This window comes from Kitasatospora brasiliensis, from assembly GCF_032654805.1.
GTDB classification, from domain to species: domain Bacteria; phylum Actinomycetota; class Actinomycetes; order Streptomycetales; family Streptomycetaceae; genus Kitasatospora; species Kitasatospora brasiliensis.
This window is the reverse complement of sequence record NZ_JAUOOW010000007.1, coordinates 557396-576941: the sequence shown is the minus strand read 5'-3', so window position 1 is coordinate 576941 and position 19546 is coordinate 557396. Positions and strand designations below refer to the sequence as shown.

Here is a 19546-nt window from a genome sequence, read left to right as displayed (position 1 = left end):
CCGTGGCTGTCGACCGGTCGATCCGCTCGCACCCGGGCGCGTGGTGATCCGCCGCGTCGGGCGGCTGGTCCGGGGCGGCGCTCGGGCCGTTCTCGCCGCGTACGGGCAGCGCGCCCGCCGGGCCCGGCGACGTGGTGCTCGTCGCCGACCTCGCCGCACGCGCCGGCCGACGCGATCGGCGGGCGCGAGTGAGCCGTCCCGTGGTCGGCTGACGCCGTCGGAACGTCAAATGCCCGTGCCTTCGCCACCCGGATAGGTGGACCTGTACGACGGGCTCGTGTCCTCGTCCGGCCGCGGGAGTTGCGCAGCTTGTTGTCCGGTTCCCCTATTCGGAGTATCCATGGAACAGCTCAGCAAGCAGCGGCCCGCCTCGGACGAGCCGCGGCCCCCAGTCTCCCGGCGCACCGTGGTCGGCTCGGTCACGGCGGCGACGGCGGCCACGCTGGTCGGCGCCACCCGGTTCGCCGACCGCGCCGTCGCCGCCGACGGCGGGCCGGCACTGCCGCCCTCCGCCGGAAGCGGCGGCCCCGACGAGGCCCTGGCCCGTGACCTGGCCCGCATGATGCTGCTGGTCGGCAAGGACGAGCGGGAGGACCTCAAGCTCTCCTACCTGCGGATCCTGATCGACGAGAAGCCGCTGCCCCGCGCGCGCCGCAAGAAGGTGCTGATCGTGGGCGCCGGAGTGGCCGGTCTGGCCGCCGCCCACCTGCTCAAGCGGGCCGGGCACGAGGTCGTCGTCATCGAGGCCAACGCCAGCCGGGTGGGCGGGCGGATCAAGACCTTCCGGGGCGTCTTCCACGACCGGAGCCTGCACGCCGAGGCCGGCGCCATGCGGCTGCCGGACTTCCACCCCCTGGTGCTGGCGCTCGCCGACAAGCTGGGGCTCAAGCGCCGCCCCTTCTACAACGCCGACGTGGCGCCCGGCGCGAAGCCCACCGGTGCGGTGCCGCCGGTGGTCTACCGGTCGTTCACCGGCGAGACCTGGAGCAACGGCGACCAGGCCGGCACCTTCACCGCGCCGGCCGCCGTCATGCGGACCAGGATCGCGGTCAACGGCACCCACACCTCCCGGGCCGCCTACGCGAAGTCCCCGCGCGCGGTCAACGACACCTTCGGCACCGACCTCGACACCACCGTCGCGGAGGCCGTCACCCGGGCGTTCGCGCGGACGACCGTGCCCGACGGGCCGATCGGCGACCAACTGGCCGCCTGGGCAAGGATCTTCCAGCGCTACGACGGCCACTCGACGCACCGCTTCCTGGTCGAGGAAGCGGGCTGGGACCTCGCCCGGATCCAGGCCGCCGGCACCCTGGAGAACATGTCCTCCCGGCTGCACTACTCGATCCTGCCCACCCTGATCGACCACGCCGTGATCAGCCCCACCAACCGCTACTGGGAGCTGGAGGGCGGCACCGACACCCTCACCGAGGCCCTGGCCCGCCCGCTCCGCAACGACCTGCGGCTCGGCCGCCGGATGACCAGGCTGGTGCAGTCCGACAGCGGCGTGCGGATCGAGACCGTCGGCGAGAGCGGCGGCGAGGAGTCCTGCGACGGCGCGCCGAACACCCCCGTGGAGACCTTCGAGGGCGACTACGCCCTCGTCACGATCCCGTTCAGCGCCCTGCGGTTCTGCTCCATCGAGCCCCTGATGTCGTACCCGAAGCGACGGGCCGTCACCGAGCTGCACTACGACTCGGCGACCAAGGTCCTGCTGGAGTTCAAGAGCCGCTTCTGGGAGAAGGGCCCGGACGGCTTCACCGGCGGCGGCTGCGTCTCCGACAGCCCGAGCCGGTTCACCTACTTCCCCTCCCACGCCCCCGACGGCTCGCCCGGCGGTGTCGTCCTGGCCTCCTACACGTGGTCCGACGACGCGATGCGCTGGGACTCGCTGACCGAGGGCGAGCGGTACGCCTTCGCGCTCAACGACATGGAGCGGCTCTTCGGCCCGGTCGTCCGCTCCGAGTTCACCGGAGCCGGGGCCACCCAGTCCTGGGCCCGGGCCCGCTACGCCCTGGGCGAGGCCGCGATCTTCACCCCGGGCCAGCTCCACGAGCACCACCCCGCCACCCGCACCGTCGAGGGCCGCGTCCACTTCGCCGGCGAGCACACCAGCCTCAAGCCGGCCTGGATCGAGGGCTCCCTCGAATCCGCCGTCCGCGCCGTCCTCGAACTCCACCCCCGCTGAGCCCCCCCGCCGTCCCGGGACCGGCCGACCGGTCCCGGGACGGCGGCCCCGGTCGAGCGCGGAGCGCGGTGGGCGGAACGTGCCCGCGCTGCCGGCAGCGGCCGATCCGACGACATCAACCGAGGGAGACGTCCAGCAGACCGGCCTGTGCCTCGACCTTCGGCAGGGTGATCTTCCCTCGGTGGCTGACCTCGACTTGGTAGAACTGAGGCCCCACCGGCACCGCGATGACTTCGACCGGAAAGACGCAGCCGTCCATGCCGGTCAGCCTTCCAGCCCCCGCATGGCGGCGTGGGCACCGGAACCGAATCGTGATCACCACACCTCTGCGGGCCGGGCGGCGCCCGGAGCCGCCGATGCTCCATGCCCAGGCGCTCGGCGCTCGGCCGCATCGACGTGCGCCGGCCATTCGGCATCGGCTCGCACGGGTACGCCTCGCCCTTGCCTCGCTGGTCCCGACGGGCCAAGCATCTCGGTGACGATCGCTTGGAGTACCCGGCAGAGCCCCACTAGGGTGGGCGACCGTGAATACCGCTGTTGCGCAAGGCCTGCGGATGCTGCCGGGCGAGTTCGTGATCGAGCACCTTCCCGGTGCCGGCGGGCCGGTGGATGATTCCTGGCTGGCCGTGGTCCGGGCACCGGAAGGGCTCACGGTGATCCGGGAGTTGACGACCGGTGCACAGGCGCCGGCCGAGGTGTGGGTCGCGCTGTACGGGGACAGCGCCCACGGCCTGGACCTGCCGGGGATGCTGGCGGCCGTGGTCGGGCCGCTCGGGGACGCCGCCGTGCCGGTCTTCGTCGCCTCCACCTTCCACGCGGATCTGGTGCTGGTGCCGCGCGAGCACATCGAGAGGGCCTTCGAGGCGCTGCGCGCGGCCGGTCATCGAGTGGCTGGGACCGATCAGCGGGGCGAGCGGGCCGGTTGACCGGGCCCGGAGCCCGTCCGGTGGCCGGCGTCGGATCGGTGCTCGGTGCCCCGGGCGCGGTCGTCAACCGCCCTGGGACGCCTCGGGCGGGGACTCGGGGGTCTCCCGGTTGAGCAGGCAGCTGCGGGCCGCGTTCACGCCCGCCTGGAAGCGGCTGGTGGCGCCGAGTTCCTCCATGAACTCGGCGATGTAGCGGCGGCAGTTGCGCACCGACATGCCGAGCCGGCGGGCCACGATCTCGTCCTTGTGGCCCTGGGCCATCAGCCGGATGATGGAGTGCTTCAGCCTGATTCCGGCATCGGCGTCACTTTCTCCGGCGCCCGGGCTGATCGGGGTCGCGGTATTCCAGAGGTAGTCGAAGACCTCGCAGAGATAGCCGACGACGGAGGCCTCGCGGACGATGGCCGCGCCCGGTTCCTGATCCGGAGCGCTCCGGTGGGGAATGAGGGCCACTTCGCGGTCGTAGGCGACGAGCCCGTTGATGAGTTGGTCGGACGTCCTGAACCGGGCGCCGCGCGCGATCATCGCGTGGGCGTGGGAGAGCGTCGCGAGGTCGTTGCGCGCGGTGTGCTGGTAGATCGTCCGGATCTGCACCCCGCGCTCCAGCATGGCGAGGTTGGACGGCAGGGCGGCGGCCAGCACACGGGTCGGCGGGGCGCCGCCCGGCTGCACGGTGAGCATCTCCGATCGGCAGCTCTCGGCGAGTTCCAGGAGGATCGCCTGTACCGAGGCCTGGTCGGTGACGATGTCGAAGGACTCGTCCCGGTTCCGCTTGCGGCGACCCTCGAAGTAGGCTGGACGCAGTACGTGCATCATCGACCGGATCTCCGAGACCTCGTGCTGGAGTTCGAGGATCTGCGCTTTCGCGTGGCCCACCAGGTCGACGGTGGCGACGTCCGGGCTCACCGGGATGAACTGTCCGGACTCGCCCGGCGCCGGGCGGAGCAACCGCAGTGAGGTCAACGACCGTTCCACCTGCTCGGCCTGCTGGTCGGTCAGGCCGAACCGCGTTGCCGCCTCGGCCCTCCGGTAGTAGCCGATCTCGACGATCCGGTGGTAGACGTTCGCAGTGAGCTCATCGAGTTGGGCGACGTTCGACAAACGATTCGCGCTGCTGGACACCTGGATCCCCCGTCCTCCGCTGTCACGTTCCCGTCAAGCAACCTAACTGCCTTGAGATCATCTTGTGACAGGAACGGGGGATACGAAACTCTGGACCTTCGGGTCGGTTCACGTGAGTGGGCGGCGGGGCCGGGTCGGGCGACCGCCGGGGTCCGCGGTGCGAAGCGCAAGAGGGCCCGGCCCCGTCCTCGTCGGAGCCGGGCCCTCACGGACCGCGGGTGTCACACGGCGGTCGCGCGCAGCGGGCCGAAGAAGGTGCGCAACTCCCTCGCCATCAGCCGCGGTTCCTCAAGCGGCAGGAAGTGCCCGCCGCGCTCGGCCTCGTGCCAGTGCCGGATGTCCGCACAGCACCGCTCGCTCAGCTCCCGGGGGAAGTCCCGCATCACCGGCTCCCTGCTGATCGTGAAGCCCGCGGGCACGGTGAGCGGGGGCCGGGGCTCGTTGTGCCCGTAGTCGTAGTAGGAGCGGAACGAGGTGTCGATGGAGGCGGTGGCCCAGTAGAGGGTGAGCACGGTGAGCAGGACGTCCCGGTCGATGCTCTTCTCAAGGTCCCCCGAACAGTCCGTCCAGTCGCGGTACTTGTCCAGGAGCCAGGCCGCGAGGCCGGCGGGCGAGTCGAGCAGCGCGGCGGCCAGCGTGTCGGGGCGGGTGGCCTGGATCGAGCTGTAGCCGTCGTCGCCCTCGTCGTACTCCTCCTCCCAGGCCAGGAAGGCCTGTTCGGCCTCCGAGAGGTCCGCTCCGTGCGCCCCGTGCGGCACCGGGGGGTGGATCAGGTGCGCCCCGACCACCTGCTCCGGGTGGCGGGCGGCCATCCAGTAGCCGACCGAGCCGCCGATGTCCCCGCCGAAGACGCCGTACCGCCGGTACCCCAGCTCCTCGGTCATCAGGCGGTGGAAGAGTTCCGCCATCGCTCCCCGGGTGAGCGGTCCGGCGGGAAGCTGGGACCAGAGGAAGCCCGGCAGCGAGGGGATCACCACGTCGAAGGCGTCGGCCGCGTCGCCGCCGTGTGCGGCCGGGTCGGTCAGCAGCGGCACCAGCGACAGCATCTCCACGAAGCTGCTCGGCCAACCGTGGTTGAGGATGAGCGGCAGTGGCGCGGGTGCGCCCTCGGCGCGCACGCCGCGTACGTGCAGGTAGTGCAGCACCGTACCGTCGACCTCGGTGAGGAAGTGCGGCAGCGCGTTCAGCTCGCGCTGCCGCTCGGCCCAGTCGAAGCCGTCCGCCCAGTGGGCGACGACCTCCGCCAGGTACGCCGGGTCGGTGCCGGCGGCCCAGGGCTGCTGCCCGCTGCGGCCCTTGGGCAGCCGGGCGCTGCGCAGTCGGTGGCGCAGGTCGTCCAGCACGGGCTCTGGGATGTCGATTCGGAACGGCGTGGATGCCAACAGAACGTCCTTCGAACGGAGCGGTCGGTACGGACGGCCCCGAGCGTACTGGAACGGCTACGGCGGCAGGCGGGGTGACGGGAAGTCAGGCCGGCGGCAGGCCGGTGAGGGCGGCGGGGCGGCCCATGTCCTGGAGGAAGGCGGAGAGGAGCTGCGGCGGAGCGGACATGAAGCCGTAGTGCGGCCCCGGCAGCACGCGGAAGACCGTCTCCGCGAGGTCCGGCCAGTCGGCCATCAGCTCGTGCGGCACCTCGACGTCCTGGTCCCAGCCGAGCGCGGTGACCGGGCACGGCAGCGGGGCAGGCCGGGCGGGCCGGTAGCGCCGGTGCGCCGCGACGTCGGAGAGCAGCACCTCCAGGCTGAGCTCCACCAGGTCCGGCCGCGGGGTGCCGCCGAGCCGGGTGATCAAGGTGCGGACCTCCTCCTCCAGCTCGGCCGTGGACATCTCCAGGAAGCGCCCGTGCGCACCCCGGTGCGGCGGCACCTGGGAGGAGACGAACACGCGGACCGGCAGCGGGTAGCCGTGCCGCGCGAGCTCCAGCGTGGTCTCGTAGGCCACCAGGGCGGAGCTGCAGTGGCCGAAGAAGGCGAACGGCACGTCCAGGTAGGGCAGCAGTTCCTCGGCGAGCTGACTCGCGAGGTCCTCGAAGGAGCCGAACGAGGGCTCGCGCAGCCGGTTCTCCCGGCCGGGCAGCTGGACCGGGCAGAGGTCGAGGTCGCCGACGGCGGTCGGCCACTGCCGGTACATGCTGGCGCCGCAGCCGGAGTACGGCAGGCAGAACAGCCGGGCCCCGGCATCCGGCGCCGGATCGCGGTGCAGCCAGCGGGAACGGCGTGGTGTGGTCATGGGGGCGGGTCTCCCTGGAGGCGTGGGGTCGGGCTCAGCGGACCGGTTCGGTCCGGGCGGCGGCGAACAGCGGTTCCGCCTCGGGCTTCAGAGCGGCGGTCACGGGCATGTGCTTGATGCCGGCGACGAAGTTCGAGGAGAGGTGCTCGACGGGCCCGGCGGACTCGACGGAGGAGAAGCCGGTGAGCAGTTCCTCGAACAGGATCCGCAGGCTCACCCGGGCGACCGTGTGGCCGACGCAGTAGTGGGCGCCGCTGCCGAAGGCGATGTGCCGGTTGGGCCGGCGCCGTAGGTCGAAGCGGAACGGATCCGGGAACGCCTCCTCGTCCCGGTTGGCCGAGCCGAGCCAGACCACCACCGCGTCGCCCGAGCGGATGGTCTTGCCCCGCAGCGTCACGTCCTTGACGGCGTACCGCATGAAGTGGTTCGCGGGTGAGGCCCAGCGCAGCGCCTCCTCGGTGCCGCTGCCGACCAGCTCCGGCGTGGTCAGCCACTCCTCCAGCAACGAGGTGCCCATCAGCTCGGCGAAGGCGGCCGTCGGAACGTACGGGGTGGTGACGTTGGCACCGAGCAGCAGGCTGTAGCAGTTGGAGAGGATCTCGCCGAGGCTCAGCTTGCGGCCGTCGACCTCCATGGTGAGCAGCAGGCTGATCAGGCCGTCGTCCAGTTCGGACTGGCGGTGGCGGACGATGTCGGAGAAGTACGCGAAGAGTTCGCGGTGGGCGAGCTGCAGGGTCGCCTCGGCGTCGCCGTTGACGGTGAACTCCGGGTCGTCCGGCGCGATCGACATCACGGTGAGCCGGGTGAGCAGCGGCCAGTCCTCCGGAGGCAGACCCATCAGCATGCCGGTCACGGCCATCGGCAGCTGGGTGACCGTCTCGGCGAAGTCGAAGGGCTTGCCGGTCAGGGCCGGGGAGAGCAGCCGCCGGACCTCCTGGCGGATCCGCTCCGCCGACTTCTCCACCGACTTGATGGTCAGCGCCCGCTGCAGCGGCTCGCGCATCCGGGTGTGCCGGGGCGGGTCGGTGGCGGCCATCTGGCGGCCGCCGGCCGGATCGTCCTTGCCGAGCAGGTTGAGCAGGGTGCCGCGCTGCGAGGTGAAGACGGTGTGGTCGCGCAGCACCCAGGAGGCGTCCTCGTACTTGGTGATCGACCAGAAGCCGAGGTCGTCGCCGACCGGGTGCCAGCAGACCGGATCGTGCCTGCGCATCGCGTCCCAGACCGCGTGCGGGTCGCCGTGGGTGTAGGTCGTGGGGTCGACCAGGTCGACGGCGGCGAAGTCGAAGGCGCCAGAGCCGCCCTCGGGGCGGGTGATGATCACGAGTGCTCCTCGGTGGTTGTCGTGGCGGCGAGCCGTTCGTCTGTTTCCTCGGCGAGTTCGGCGACCGTCGGCCTGAGGTACAGGGTCCGGGCGGAGATCTCGACGCCCAGGTCGAGCTGCAGACGGGTCAGCAGTTCGGCGGCGAGCAGCGAGTGTCCGCCGAGTTCGAAGAAGTCGTCCTCCATGCCGACCTGGTCCAGCTTCAGCACCTCGGCCCAGATCTCCGCGATCACCAGCTCGCGGCTGGTCCGGGCGGCGACGTACGGGTTGGAGACCGGGCGTGGCGCGCTGACCACCGGCGGCAGGGCCGCGCGGTCGACCTTGCCGTTGGGCGTGAGCGGCAGCTCGGGCAGCGGGATCAGCCAGGACGGAACCAGGTAGGAGGGGAGCCGTTCGCGCAGCACCCGGTGGGCCTCCTCGACCAGCCCGGTCGGGTCGGCGGCCGGGTCGGCGGGCACCAGGTAGCCGACCAGGCGGGTGCCGGAGGCGCCGGCGCTGCCCGGGGTGCCCGGGCGGGCGAGCACGGCGGCGGCGCCGATCGCCGGGTGGCCGAGCAGCACCTCCTCGATCTCGGCGGGCTCCACCCGGTAGCCGTTGACCTTGACCTGGCGGTCCATCCGGCCCAGGAAGACCAGGTCGCCGTCGGGCAGCCGACGGACCAGGTCGCCGGTGCGGTACAGCCGGGCGCCCGGCTCCCGGCCGCTCGGGTCCGGTACGAACCGCTCGGCGGTCGCACCGGGCCGGCCGAGGTACCCCCGGGCCAGCCCGGTGCCCGCCGCGTACAGCTCGCCCGGCACGCCGACCGGGACGGGACGCAGCCGCGGGTCGAGGACCAGCGTCCGGGTGCCGTCGATCGGACGGCCGATCGGTACGGTGTCGCCGTCGGCCGCCGCGTCGAGGGTCGCGCAGGCGGTGAAGGTGGTGTTCTCGGTCGGGCCGTAGCCGTTGGTGAACCGCAGCCCGGGAGCGGCGGCGAAGAGTTGCGCGACCGCGGCCGGTGAGATCACGTCCCCGCCCGCCAGCACGTGGCGCAGCCCGTCGAAGGCGTCCGGACGCCGCGCCACCAGCTGGTGGAACAGCCCGGCGGTCAGCCACAGGACGGTCACGCCCTCGGCCCGCACGGTGTCGGCGATCCGGTCCAGGTCGGCCGGGCCGGGGGGAAGCAGGGCCAGTCGTCCGCCGTTGCACAGCGGCGCCCAGATCTCCAGGGTGGCGGCGTCGAAGGCGACCGGGGCGGCCTGGAGGAACACGTCCTGGGCGGTGAACTCCGCCCAGCGCGGCGAGTTGACCAGGCGGGAGACGGCGGCGTGCGGGACGGCCACGCCCTTGGGGGTGCCGGTCGAGCCGGAGGTGTAGCTGACGTAGGCGAGTGCGTGGGCACCGGCCGGGCCCTCGGCCGCCGGCGCGGGCGCCGCCGCTTCGGGTTCGGTGAGCGGCTGGACGGAGAACCCCTCGGGTATCCGGGCGGCGGAGGCGGCGGAGGCCAGCACCAGCCGGACCCCGGCGTCGGCCAGCAGGCCGGAGAGCCGGGCCGCGGGCACCTCGCCGTCCAGGGCCAGGTAGGCGGCGCCGGCCTTGAGGACGCCGAGCAGGGCGACGATCAGGTCGGGGGAGCGGTCGGCGACCAGCGCGACCACCTCCTCGGCACCGACCCCGCAGCGGCGCAGCCGCGCGGCCACCCGGTCGGCGGCCTGGTCCAGCGTGCGGTAGTCGAGCACCACCGGGCCGACGCTGACGGCCGGTGCGTCCGGTGTCCGCAGCGCCTGGCGGTGCACCAGCTCGTGAATCGGACGGACCGGGGTGGCGGGCGTGCTCGTGCCCTCCAGCGCGGCGATGGCGAGCCGCTCGGCGGATGAGACCAGGCCGAGCTCGGAGAGCCGGGTGTCCGGCGCCCGGCGCCCGGAGGCCCAGGCGGCCGCGCACAGGGCGGCGATCCGGTCGGCCTCGGCGGTCGTGGTCCGCAGCGGGTCGTGGGCCAGTCGCGGACCGGCCGAGGTGATCAGCAGCTCGACCGGTGCGTCGGAGGCGGGTGCGGCGTCGGGCTCGGCACGGTAGCCGAGGTCGGGTGGCGGCGCGGCGGGGTCGGACCGCTCGGGCCCGGCGGGGCCCAGTGCGGCGGCCAGCCGGTCGGTGAGCGCGGCGAAGGACGGGTCGTCGTCCAGCCCCACCCCGACCGATCCGCCGCCGGGCAGCGCGATACGGACGGTCTCCTGGAGGGTGCGCCGCCGCACCACCGCGACCAGCGCGGCGAGTGCCGCGGGCAGGGGCGCCTCACTGAGCCCGGGGAGCGGGACCGCCCTTCGCCGGGCTTCGGCGGGCCACACGGTGCCGACGTGGTCGGCGGTGGTGGGCGTGGTCATCGGAAATCCTCCGCTCTGGTACGGACGGGTGCGGCTGGGGCGGGCAGCGGCGTCCGGGGACGCACCGCGGCGCTCATGGTCGGCCGTCCCGGTGGTGGGCGAGCAGATCGAGGACCTCCTGGTTGGAGAGCCGGTTCAGCCGGGCCAGTGCGGCCGCCAGGTCGGCGTCCGCGCTGTGCTCCAACTGGCGCCGGCGGACCAGCTCGGCCAGGGTGGCCACCGTCAGCTCGCCGCGCAGCACCTCGGCGACCGACAGTTCGACCCCGAACGCCCCCCGGATCCTGGAGAGGATCCGGGTGGCGAGCAGTGAGTGCCCGCCCAGTTCGTAGAAGCCCTCGTCCCGGCCGACCGGGCGCTCCAGGCCGAGCGCCTGCGCCCAGATGGCGGCGAGCTCACGCTCCACCGGGTCGCTCGGCGGCTCGGGCGCGGGCCGCTCCGCGCCGAGCGGCCCGGACGGCTCGGGCAGGGCGCGGCGATCCACCTTCCCGCTGGGGTTGAGCGGCAGTTCGGGCAGCACGACCCAGGTGCGCGGCACCTGGTGCTCGGGCATCCGGGCGAGCAGGTGCGCGCGGAGCTCGGCCTGGTCCGGGGTGCCGTCCGCGCCGACCACGTACGCGATCAGCCGGGGATCGCCGTTGGCGTCGGGGCCGGCCACCACGGCCGCGGCGCGCAGCGCGGGGTGCCCGCCGAGGACGGCTTCCACCTCGCCCGGCTCCACCCGGCGGCCACGGATCTTCACCTGGTGGTCGAGGCGTCCGAGGAATTCGAGCAGCCCGTCCTCCCGCCAGCGGCCGCGGTCACCGGTGAGGTAGAGCCGCTCGCCGGGCCGGAACGGGTCGGGCACGAAGCGGGCCGCGGTGAGTCCGGGCCGGCCGTGGTAGCCGCGCGCCAGGTGGACGCCGCCGAGGCAGAGCTGGCCGGGGACACCCACGGGCACCGGCTGGAGCCGGTCGTCCAGGACCAGGACCGGTGCCCCGGTCAGTGGCCGCCCGATCGGCAGCCGCGGGGTGTCCGCAGCGGGCGCCGGGATCGCCGTGTCGGTGACCGCGACCGCGGCCTCGGCCGGACCGTAGAGGTTGAGCAGCTCGGTCCGGGGCAGCAGGCGCAGCGTCCGGGCGGCCAGCGCCGGAGTCAACTCCTCGCCGATCAGCAGCAGTCGGCGCAGTGAGCCGCTGCCCGCCACGGCCTCGGGCGAGGCCAGGAAGGCGCGCAGCATGGAGGGGACGAAGAACGCCTCGGTGACCCCCTGGTCGTGGATCAGCCGACCGAGCCGGGTGAAGTCGCGCAGGTCGTCCGGCTCGCCGATCACCAGCCTGGCACCGCGGACCAGCGGCCGGAGGGTTTCCAGCACGGACACGTCGAAGCCGAGCGGGGTGCGGTGGAGCACCGCGTCGCCGGGTCCCAGCGGATGGAGTTCGCACAGTCGGCGCAGCAGGTTGACCAGCCCGGCCTGGGTGTTCACCGCGCCCTTGGGCTGCCCGGTCGAGCCGGAGGTGTAGATGACGTAGGCCGCCTGGTCGGGGTGGACCGGCATCTTCACCCTGCCGCCCGGCCCTGTGAGGTCCTGCCAGGGAAGGATCAATGGGCTGATGTCATCCGGTGATTGACGTGATGTCAGACCGTCCGCCAGCCGCCGCGCGGCCGCTTCGTCATCGGTGATCAGGGCCTTGGGCCGCGCGTCCTCGATCAGGTAGCGCAGGTGCTCCGCCGGATAGTCGACGTCCAGCGGGAGATAGCCGGCGCCCGCCTTGGCGATGCCCAGGACGGTGGCCACGAGGGCCGGTGAGCGGGTCAGGTGAACGGCGACCAGGTGCTCCGGTCCGACCCCGAGGGCGCGCAGCCGGTGGGCCAGCCGGTCGGCCTGGGAGTCGAGCTCGCGGTAGCTGAGGTCGATGCCGCGGCCGGTCACGGCCACCGCCTCCGGGGTGGCGTCCACCTGCCGTTCGAAGAGCTCGGCGAGGCTGCCGCTCACCGGGGCGGCACGCTCGGCGCCGCTGAGCCCGTGGACCAGCCTCCGCTGTTCGGCCTCGCCGGTCAGCGCCGCCTCGGCGGTGGGCCGCTCCGGGGTGCGGAGCAGGTCGAGCAGGACGGTCCGCAGAGCTCCGGCCATCCGCTCGGCGGCCGGGCGGCCGAACAGCTCGGTGGCGAAGACCAGCCGCCCGGTGAACCCTCCGTCGGTGCCGGGCGAGAGGTGCGCCGAGACATCGAACTGGGCGCCGGGGAGCGGGATCTCGAACGGCTCGGCGAAGCCGGTGGCGACCTGGGGGAGGGGTGGGTTCAGTGCCAGCCCGGCGCGGGCGAGGCCCGCGCCGCCGCCGGGGGCGTGGCCGACCATCTCCTCGAAGGGCAGATCCCGGTGGTCGACCGCGGCGGCGATGACCGACCCGGCCCGGTGCAGCAGGGTGCGCAGGGACGGGTCACCGGCGAGGCTGATCCGCAGCGGCAGGGTGGTGGCCGCGAAGCCGACCACCCCCTCCGCCCCCTCGGGCCGGGTGCCGGCGGCCGGGGTGCAGACCGTCACGTCCTGCTGCCCGGTCCAGCGGCCGAGTACCGTGGCGAAGGCCGTGAGCAGCACGGTGAAGACCGTGACCTGTTCCCGTCGGGCGAACTCGGACAGCTCCTCGGCCAGTTCGGCCTCGATGGTGAGCGGGATCCAGTCGCCCGACGAGGACGGCACGGTCGGTCGCGGCCGGTCGGTGGGCAGTTCCAGGGGCGCCGCCCCGGAGAGGGCCCGCCGCCAGTGCTCCCGGCTGCGGGCCGCGGCCGGCGCATGGCGCGGTGACAGCACCTCGTGCTGCCAGGCGGCGAGATCGGCGAACCGCGGTGCGGTGCCGGGCGATCGCGTCGGTTCGCCGGCCGACCGCTCCCGGTAGCGGGCGAGCAGGTCGGTCAGCAGGACGCCGAAGGACCAGCCGTCGACGGCGATGTGATGCACCGTCAGGACCAGGATGTGTTCACCGCTCGGGGTGGCCAGCAGGGCCGCGCGCAGCGGGAGTTCGCGGGTCAGGTCGAAGGGGCGGGCGGCCTGCTCGGTGCGGCACCACTCGGCGGCGAGGTCGCGGGCCGAGGCCCCGTCCGCCTCCGGCGGGAGCCGGACGAGGGGCACGTCGAGGTCGCCGCCCGGCCGGACCTCCTGGAGCAGTCGGCCGTCGTCGTCCAGTCGGAACGTGGTCCGCAGGGCCTCGTGCCGTTCCTGGAGTTCGACCAGGGCGCGGACCAGGGCGGAGCGGTCCACCGGTCCGGGCAGCCGCAGCCCGGCGGCGATCCGGTAGGCGGCGCCGGCGCCCGCCTGGTCCAGCACCCAGATGCGCCGCTGGCCGGGCGAGGCCGGCGACACGGCGGGAGCCGCGCCCGGGGCGAACGCGGGGGCGCCGCGCCGGGGCTGCTCGGCCCCGGCCCCTCCGGCGGGCTGTCCGGGCTCCAGGCGGGCCAGCTCGACCGGGGTGATCCCGCCGAGCAGCGCCTCGATGGTCACGTCGAGTGTGAGCCGCTGCCAGAGCTGCTCACTCAGACGGGCCGCGCGCAGGGAGTCCAATCCCTGGGATGGCAGCGGGAGTTCGTCCTGGATCCGTTCGATCGGAAGGTCCAGTGCGTCGGCCAGTAGCCGCTTGAGCGCTGCCCCGGGCCCGCTCCGCACCGCCGCCCCCGGGCCCGCCCCTGCCGCCGTATCGGTGCCCGTGCCCGTGCCCGTGCCCGTGTTCAGCCGCAGGCTGTCGTAGCGCCCGGCCAGGTACTCCTCCCGGCAGAAGCGGCGGCGGATCTTCCCGCTCGACGTCCGCGGCACCGCACCCGGGCGGACTAGGACGAGGTCGCTCAGCTCGATCCCCTGGGCGGCCACGACGGCCTCCCGGACCGCTGCGCCGATCTCGTCGAACGCCTTCCGGTCGAACCCCCGGGCCAGTTCGTGCACCAGGACCACCCGCTCGCCGGCCCCGCCCTCCACCCCGAACGCCGCGCCGCGACCCGGCTGGAGCTGCGGGTGGGCGCGCTCGGCGGTGAGCTCGATGTCCTGCGGGTAGTGGTTGCGCCCGCGGACCACGATCAGTTCCTTGGCGCGGCCGGTGATGAAGAGTTCGCCCCCGTGCAGCGCCCCGAGGTCGCCGGTGCGCAGGAACGGCCCGCTGCCGTCGGCGAGTTCGGCGCCGAAGACCTCGGTGGTCGCGGCGGCCGAGCCCCAGTAGCCCTGGGCGACGACCGGGCCGCTCACCCACACTTCGCCCACCCGGCCGGGCCGGCACGGCTTGCGGCTCTGCGGGTCGATCACCAGCACCGTGTCCTCGTCGTGGCCACGCCCGCAGCCGACCAGCCGCACGACCTCGTCGCCGGTGCGGTCCTCCGGTCGCCGGACCCTGAACTCGCCCTCGCCGAGGGCCGAGCGATCCACATCGACCACCCGGGCCCCCGAGCCGGCCGGGCCGCCGGTCACGAAGAGCGTCGCCTCCGCCAGCCCGTAGCAGGGGTAGAAGCCGCGGGGGTCGAAGCCGGCCGGAGCGAAGGCGGCCGCGAACCGCTCCAGGGTCTGCGCCCGGATCGGCTCGGCTCCGACCAGGGCATGCCGCCAACTGGAGAGATCCAGGCCGGCCCGCTGGTCCGCCCCGATCCGGCGGACGCACTCGGCGTAGGCGAAGTCCGGCGCCGGGCTGATGGTGGCGCGGTACTCGCTGATCGCCTCCAGCCAGCGGATGGGGCTGCGCGCGAAGGACATCGGTGCCATCAGCGCGCACGGGAAACCGTCGTGGAGCGGCTGGAGGATCCCGCCGATCAGCCCCATGTCGTGGTAGGGCGGCAGCCAGCTGACCCCGACGCTGCGCTCGTCCGTGCGCAGGGACCGCCGCAGCATCGCGGCGTTGTGCAGCAGGTTGCCGTGGCTGAGCACCACCCCCTTGGGCGCCGAGGTGGAACCGGAGGTGTACTGGAGGAAGACCGTCCGCTCGGGCTCGGGGGAGTACGGCCGCCAGCTCTCCGGGTCGGCCCCCGGTTCGTCGGTCGCCAGCCAGCCCACCCCCGGCAGGAGCGAGTCGGGGTCGCCGAGCGAGGCGGTCACCCGGGCCAGGGTGGCCCGGTCGGTCAGCGCCAGCACGGGGGTGCAGTCCGCGGCGATCCCGGTGAGCCGTTCCAGGCTGCGCCGGTCGGCGGGCGGGTAGCCGGGGACCGCCACCATGCCCGCGTAGAGGCAGCCGAAGAAGGCCACCAGGTAGTCGAGACCGGGCGGGTGCAGCAGCAGTGCGCGCTGGTGCCGGACGTCCCCGCGGGCGAGCAGGGTGGCGGCCAGGGCCCGCGCCCGGGCGTCCAGTTCGGCGTACCCGAGGTCCCGGGTGCCGGTGTCCGCCAGGAGGTGGAAGGCGGTCCGCTCGGGTGTGGCCTCAGCCCGGGAGCGCAGCAGCTCCACCAGGGACCGGGGGCGGGCGGAAGCGGTGCCGGTCATGCGTCGGGCCCCCCTCCGGTCGGCGCGGTGCCGCGGGCGGCGCTGCGCAGGAAGTCCGCCCGGTTGATCCGCCGGATCGGCTCGTTCCTGGTCGGCTGCTCCCGGAGTTCGTCGATGGCCTTGGCCACCGCCGCGACCGTCGGCGTTTCGAACAGTTGGCCTAGCGGCAGGTCGATCGCGAAATGGCCGCGCAGCCGGTCGATGACCTCGGCGCCGATGAGCGAGTGGCCGCCGAGGGCGAAGAAGTCGTCGTGGACACCGATCCGGTCGGCCCCGAGGACGTCCGACCAGATCCGGGCCACTTCCCGCTCCGTCGCGGTGCCGGGCTCACCGTCCCGCTCGGCGGGCGGCTCGGTGTGGTCGATGAGCAGCTCGGCCGGAACGGGGAGCGCGGCGGTGTCGAGCCGGCCGCGGCTGTCCAGGGGCCAGTACGGCAGTGGTTGGATCTGGCGCGGCACGGCGTGGGAGGGCAGCCGTTCGCGCAGGTGGTTGCGGAGCAGCACCTCGGCGGTCCGCGCACGGGCGGACCACCCCGGGTCGTTCACCAGGGGGTCGGGCCCGGGGCGGTCCGTCCGGTCGTCCAGCCCGAACAGGCTCGGCAGCGGCGACTGTTCGGCCTCGGCCTCCCGGTGGCGCAGCAGGACGTCGAGCCGGCCGGCGGTGCCGGGGGTGGGGCCGAAGGCCGCGCGGTAGCCGACCGCGGCCGCCGCGGCGGCCAGCTCGACCGGGTCGACGCCCGTTTCGGCGTCCACCGGGATCTCGCGCAGGTCGGCGACGGTGGCGGTGGCCGAGGGGTCGCGCAGCAGCCGGAGGCGGGCGAGATCGGCGGCCAGGCCGGCGTCCGGCACGCCGCGCAGCCCGGCCAGGGCGGGCCGCTCGGTGGTGAGGAGACGCACGACGTCCTCGACGGTGGAGGTGGCTCCGGCGTCCCGCCAGGCGATCCCGGGGCGGCCGCCGTCGGCGGGGGTGCCGGTCGGGGCCTCGGCGCGGTGCAGGATGACGTCGTAGCGGTGGCGGTTCAGCTCGTGCCGCTGACGGGCGGTCCTGACCAGGGCGCTCGCATGGCTCACCTCGGGGGTACGGGCGGCGAACTCCCGGAACCAGGCGGGGTCGACGGCGAACTCGCCGCTGGTCGCGGCCCGCCGGGCCAGTTCGGTACGCACGCGCGGGGCCGGGGTGTCGCCGGGCAGCTCGGCCAGGCAGCCGGGCAGCAGCGCCGCCTGGGCCAGCGCGAGCGCGGGGACGTCCGCCACGTAGACGGCGCCGCCCGGCCGGGCCAACCGGATCGCTCCGTGCAGCACCCGCTCCAGGTAGTCGGCGTCCGGGATGTAGCCGACCAGGCTGTTGACCACGACGGTGTCGAAGGAGGCGGCGGGCAGCGCGTCCAGGTCGTCGGGAGCCCGCTCCAGCAGCTTCACGTCGGCGGCCTTGGCGGCCAGCCGGTGGCGGTTGTCGTCGATGTGCTTGAGCGCCCGGGCGGAGAGGTCGGTGGCGCAGTAGGACTCGCAGCGCGGGGCCAGCCGGAAGAGCAGCAGGCCGGTGCGGCAGCCGATCTCCAGCACCCGGCGCGGGCCGAGTTCGAGGATGGTGTTGGCAGCCCCGTCGACCCATTCGCGGATCGCCTCGGCGGTCAGCCGCTCGCCGGTCCGGGGACTGGTCCAGCCGTTCCCGCCGCGGACCGGGTCCTCCTCCGGGTGCTGGCGGGTGTAGGCGGAGACGAAGGCGCGGCGCCCGTCGGCCGGGCCCTGGCCCTGGCCCGCGGCCAGGGTGAGGTGGACGACGGGTTCGGCGCTGCCGTCGGGGCCGGTCAGCACGGTGGTGCGGGCCCGGTCGACCAGGTGGTGGGCGGCGAGCTCCGCGGTCAGGTCGCCGGGCTCCAGCGGGCGGCCGCGGACCACGGCGTGGCCCTGGTAGCGGCCGAGCAGTTCGATCGGCCCGGCCGGGGTGCGCCGGGCCCGGTCGCCGGTGCGCAGCAGCCGCGCGCCGGGCCGGAACGGGTCGGGGAAGGTCTCCCCGGGCATCGGGCCGTCGCCCGCCGGCCGGACCGGACCGCCGACGCAGAGCTCGCCGGCCACCCCGTCCGGTACTGGCTCGCCGCGGCCGTCGAGGACTTCGAGGCGCAGGCCGCCCAGTGCCCGCCGCAGCGGGATCCGCCCCGAGGGGGCGGCGGTGGAACCGTCCAGCGGCACCGGGTCCAGCGCCACCAGCCCGAGGGCGGGGTGGCTGTAGCACTGGTACACCTCCGCCCGTGGGTGGCGCAGGGCGAACCGGGCGGTGTCGGCCGCGGTGAGCCGGCCGCCGTGCTGGACCACGATGGGCGGCCGGCCCTCGGCTGCCGGGGCCAGGGCGAGTTCCGGGCCGAGCTCGCCGACCACGGTCAGAGTGGGGTCGGGCCGGCCGGCCAGGACGCCGCGCACCCGCTCGGCCAAGCCGTCCGGCACGGCCGTGGGCTCCGGGGCGCCGGTGGGTTCGGGTGCGGCGCTCCGGTGGCGGATCGCCTCCGCCGTGAGCATCGGCAGTCGCACGACGGGTGCGTCGGGGTCGGCGAGGGCGCCGGAGAGCAGGGCCTGGAACGCGCTCAGCAGGCTCTGCACCGTCTCCCGGGCGAACAGGTCCGAGGCGTACCAGAGCCGGCCGGTCAGCCCGCCGTCCGCCGCGGGGGAGAGCTCGAACTCCAGGTCGAAGCGGGCCCGTCCAGTGTCCAGCGCCTCCAGTTCGATGCCGAGACCGGGGAGGGTGAGCTCGTGGGACGGAGTGTTGTGCAGCCCGAGCATGTGCCGGATCAGCGGGGTGTGCGCGCTCACCTCGCGTTCCGGGTTGACCTCTTCGATGATCTTCTCGAAGGGGACGTCCTGGTTGGCGTAGCCGTCCAGGGCCTCCTGCCGGGCCCGCCGGAGCAGCTCACGGAAGGTGGGCGAGCCGGTGACGTCCATCCGCACCGGCAGGGTGTTCACGAAACAGCCCACCAGCGCCTCGGTCTGCGCCAGGTTGCGGTTGGCCACCGGAACGCCGATCACCAGGTCCTCCTGGCCGCTCCAGCGCGAGAACACCACTGAGACGGCGGCCAGCAGCACCATGAAGGGGGTCGCCCGCTCGGACTCGCCGAGCGCGGTCAGCGCCTTCACCTGGTCCGGGGGGAGGGCCACGGGCAGCGAACCGCCGTCCCAGCTGCGGATCGCCGGGCGCAGTCGCCCGGTCGGCAGGTCCAGCGCCTTCGCTCCGGCCAGCCGTCGGCGCCAGTACGAGAGCTGGTCCTCCAGGGTCGAGCCGGCCAGGTGGTCGCGCTGCCAGACGGCGAAGTCGCCGTACTGGATGCCGGGTTCGGGCAAAGGGGTGGACAGGCCGGTGGCGAAGGCCGTGTACAGGGTGCCGATCTCGCGCAGCAGCACGCCCAACGACCAGCCATCGGTGGCGATGTGGTGCTGACTCAGCAGCAGCAGGTGCTCGTGCTCGGCCAGCCGAAGGACCAACGGGCGCAGCATCAGGTCGTGTTCGAGGTCGAACGGCCGGTCGACCTCCCGGCGGCAGTGCTCGACGACCGCCTGCTCGCGTTCGTGGTCGGGCAGTCCGCTCAGGTCGACCACCGGGAGCGGCACCGGGGCCGGTGGATTGACCCGGCTGGTGGACGCGCCGTCGGCGAGCCGGTACGTCGATCGCAGCACCTCGTGGCGGCGGACGGTCTCGTCCAGGCACCGCTGCAGGACGGCGATGTCGAGCGGGCCGCGCAGGCGGGCGGCGCCGGCCGTGTTGTAGAGGGTGGACGACGGCTGCAACCGGTCGAAGAACCAGATCCGCTGCTGGGCGAAGGAGAGCGGTAGCGCGGTGCGGTCGCCCGTCCACGGCGAGATCACGGGCAGCTCGGTGCCGACCCCCTTCTCGTCGAGGAGTCGGTTGAGGAGCCGCTGCTGCTCACTGGTGAGTCGGTCGGTTCGCATTCTGTCGCACACCTCCGTGGCTGGGGACCGGGCCCAGGCCCGG

General features: G+C 74.1%; 10 protein-coding genes. 2 read left to right on the top strand and 8 right to left on the bottom strand.

Going from position 1 to position 19546, the window contains the following annotated elements; genetic code table 11:
• The first annotated feature begins 340 nt into the window (after positions 1 to 340).
• Positions 341 to 2185 carry an FAD-dependent oxidoreductase gene (locus QWJ13_RS28345; protein ID WP_316527999.1) on the top strand — a complete coding sequence of 615 codons (1845 nt, stop codon included), beginning with the start codon at positions 341 to 343 and terminating at the stop codon, positions 2183 to 2185.
• 115 nt (positions 2186 to 2300) lie between these two features.
• Here the strand turns inward: QWJ13_RS28345 and QWJ13_RS28340 are convergent, their stop codons facing one another.
• Entirely contained in the window at positions 2301 to 2444 is a 144-nt protein-coding gene (locus QWJ13_RS28340; protein ID WP_316527998.1) for a hypothetical protein, read from the bottom strand.
• Between the two features lie 265 nt (positions 2445 to 2709).
• On the opposite strand from QWJ13_RS28340, the gene QWJ13_RS28335 reads away from it, so the two are divergent.
• A complete protein-coding gene (locus QWJ13_RS28335) occupies positions 2710 to 3111 on the top strand; it encodes an ACT domain-containing protein (protein ID WP_316527997.1) in 402 nt (133 codons plus the stop codon).
• 63 nt (positions 3112 to 3174) lie between these two features.
• On the opposite strand, the gene QWJ13_RS28330 is transcribed toward QWJ13_RS28335, so the two are convergent.
• From QWJ13_RS28330 to QWJ13_RS28300, 7 genes are all read right to left on the bottom strand, one after another.
• The gene (locus QWJ13_RS28330; protein ID WP_316527996.1) at positions 3175 to 4233 is read right to left on the bottom strand and encodes a hypothetical protein; all 1059 of its coding nucleotides are present in this window, start codon (positions 4231 to 4233) and stop codon (positions 3175 to 3177) included.
• A gap of 221 nt (positions 4234 to 4454) precedes the next feature.
• On the bottom strand, positions 4455 to 5615 hold the full coding sequence (locus tag QWJ13_RS28325) for an epoxide hydrolase family protein (RefSeq protein ID WP_316527995.1): 1161 nt from the start codon (positions 5613 to 5615) through the stop codon (positions 4455 to 4457).
• An 85-nt stretch (positions 5616 to 5700) separates the two neighbouring features.
• Positions 5701 to 6462 (bottom strand): thioesterase II family protein, encoded by a 762-nt coding sequence (locus QWJ13_RS28320; RefSeq protein WP_316527993.1) that lies wholly within the window; start codon positions 6460 to 6462, stop codon positions 5701 to 5703.
• A gap of 34 nt (positions 6463 to 6496) precedes the next feature.
• Positions 6497 to 7783: a cytochrome P450 gene (locus QWJ13_RS28315; protein WP_316527992.1), complete on the bottom strand. Its 1287-nt coding sequence runs from the start codon at positions 7781 to 7783 to the stop codon at positions 6497 to 6499.
• Complete coding sequence (locus tag QWJ13_RS28310; RefSeq protein WP_316527991.1) at positions 7780 to 10143, bottom strand: amino acid adenylation domain-containing protein; 2364 nt, start codon at positions 10141 to 10143, stop codon at positions 7780 to 7782. The genes QWJ13_RS28315 and QWJ13_RS28310 overlap by 4 nt, the downstream gene beginning before the upstream one ends.
• Positions 10144 to 10216: 73 nt before the next feature.
• Entirely contained in the window at positions 10217 to 15568 is a 5352-nt protein-coding gene (locus QWJ13_RS28305; RefSeq protein ID WP_316527990.1) for a non-ribosomal peptide synthetase, read from the bottom strand.
• Positions 15565 to 19503, bottom strand: coding sequence for a condensation domain-containing protein (locus QWJ13_RS28300; protein WP_316527989.1), 3939 nt, complete (start codon positions 19501 to 19503; stop codon positions 15565 to 15567). The genes QWJ13_RS28305 and QWJ13_RS28300 overlap by 4 nt, the downstream gene beginning before the upstream one ends.
• Positions 19504 to 19546: the final 43 nt, after the last annotated feature.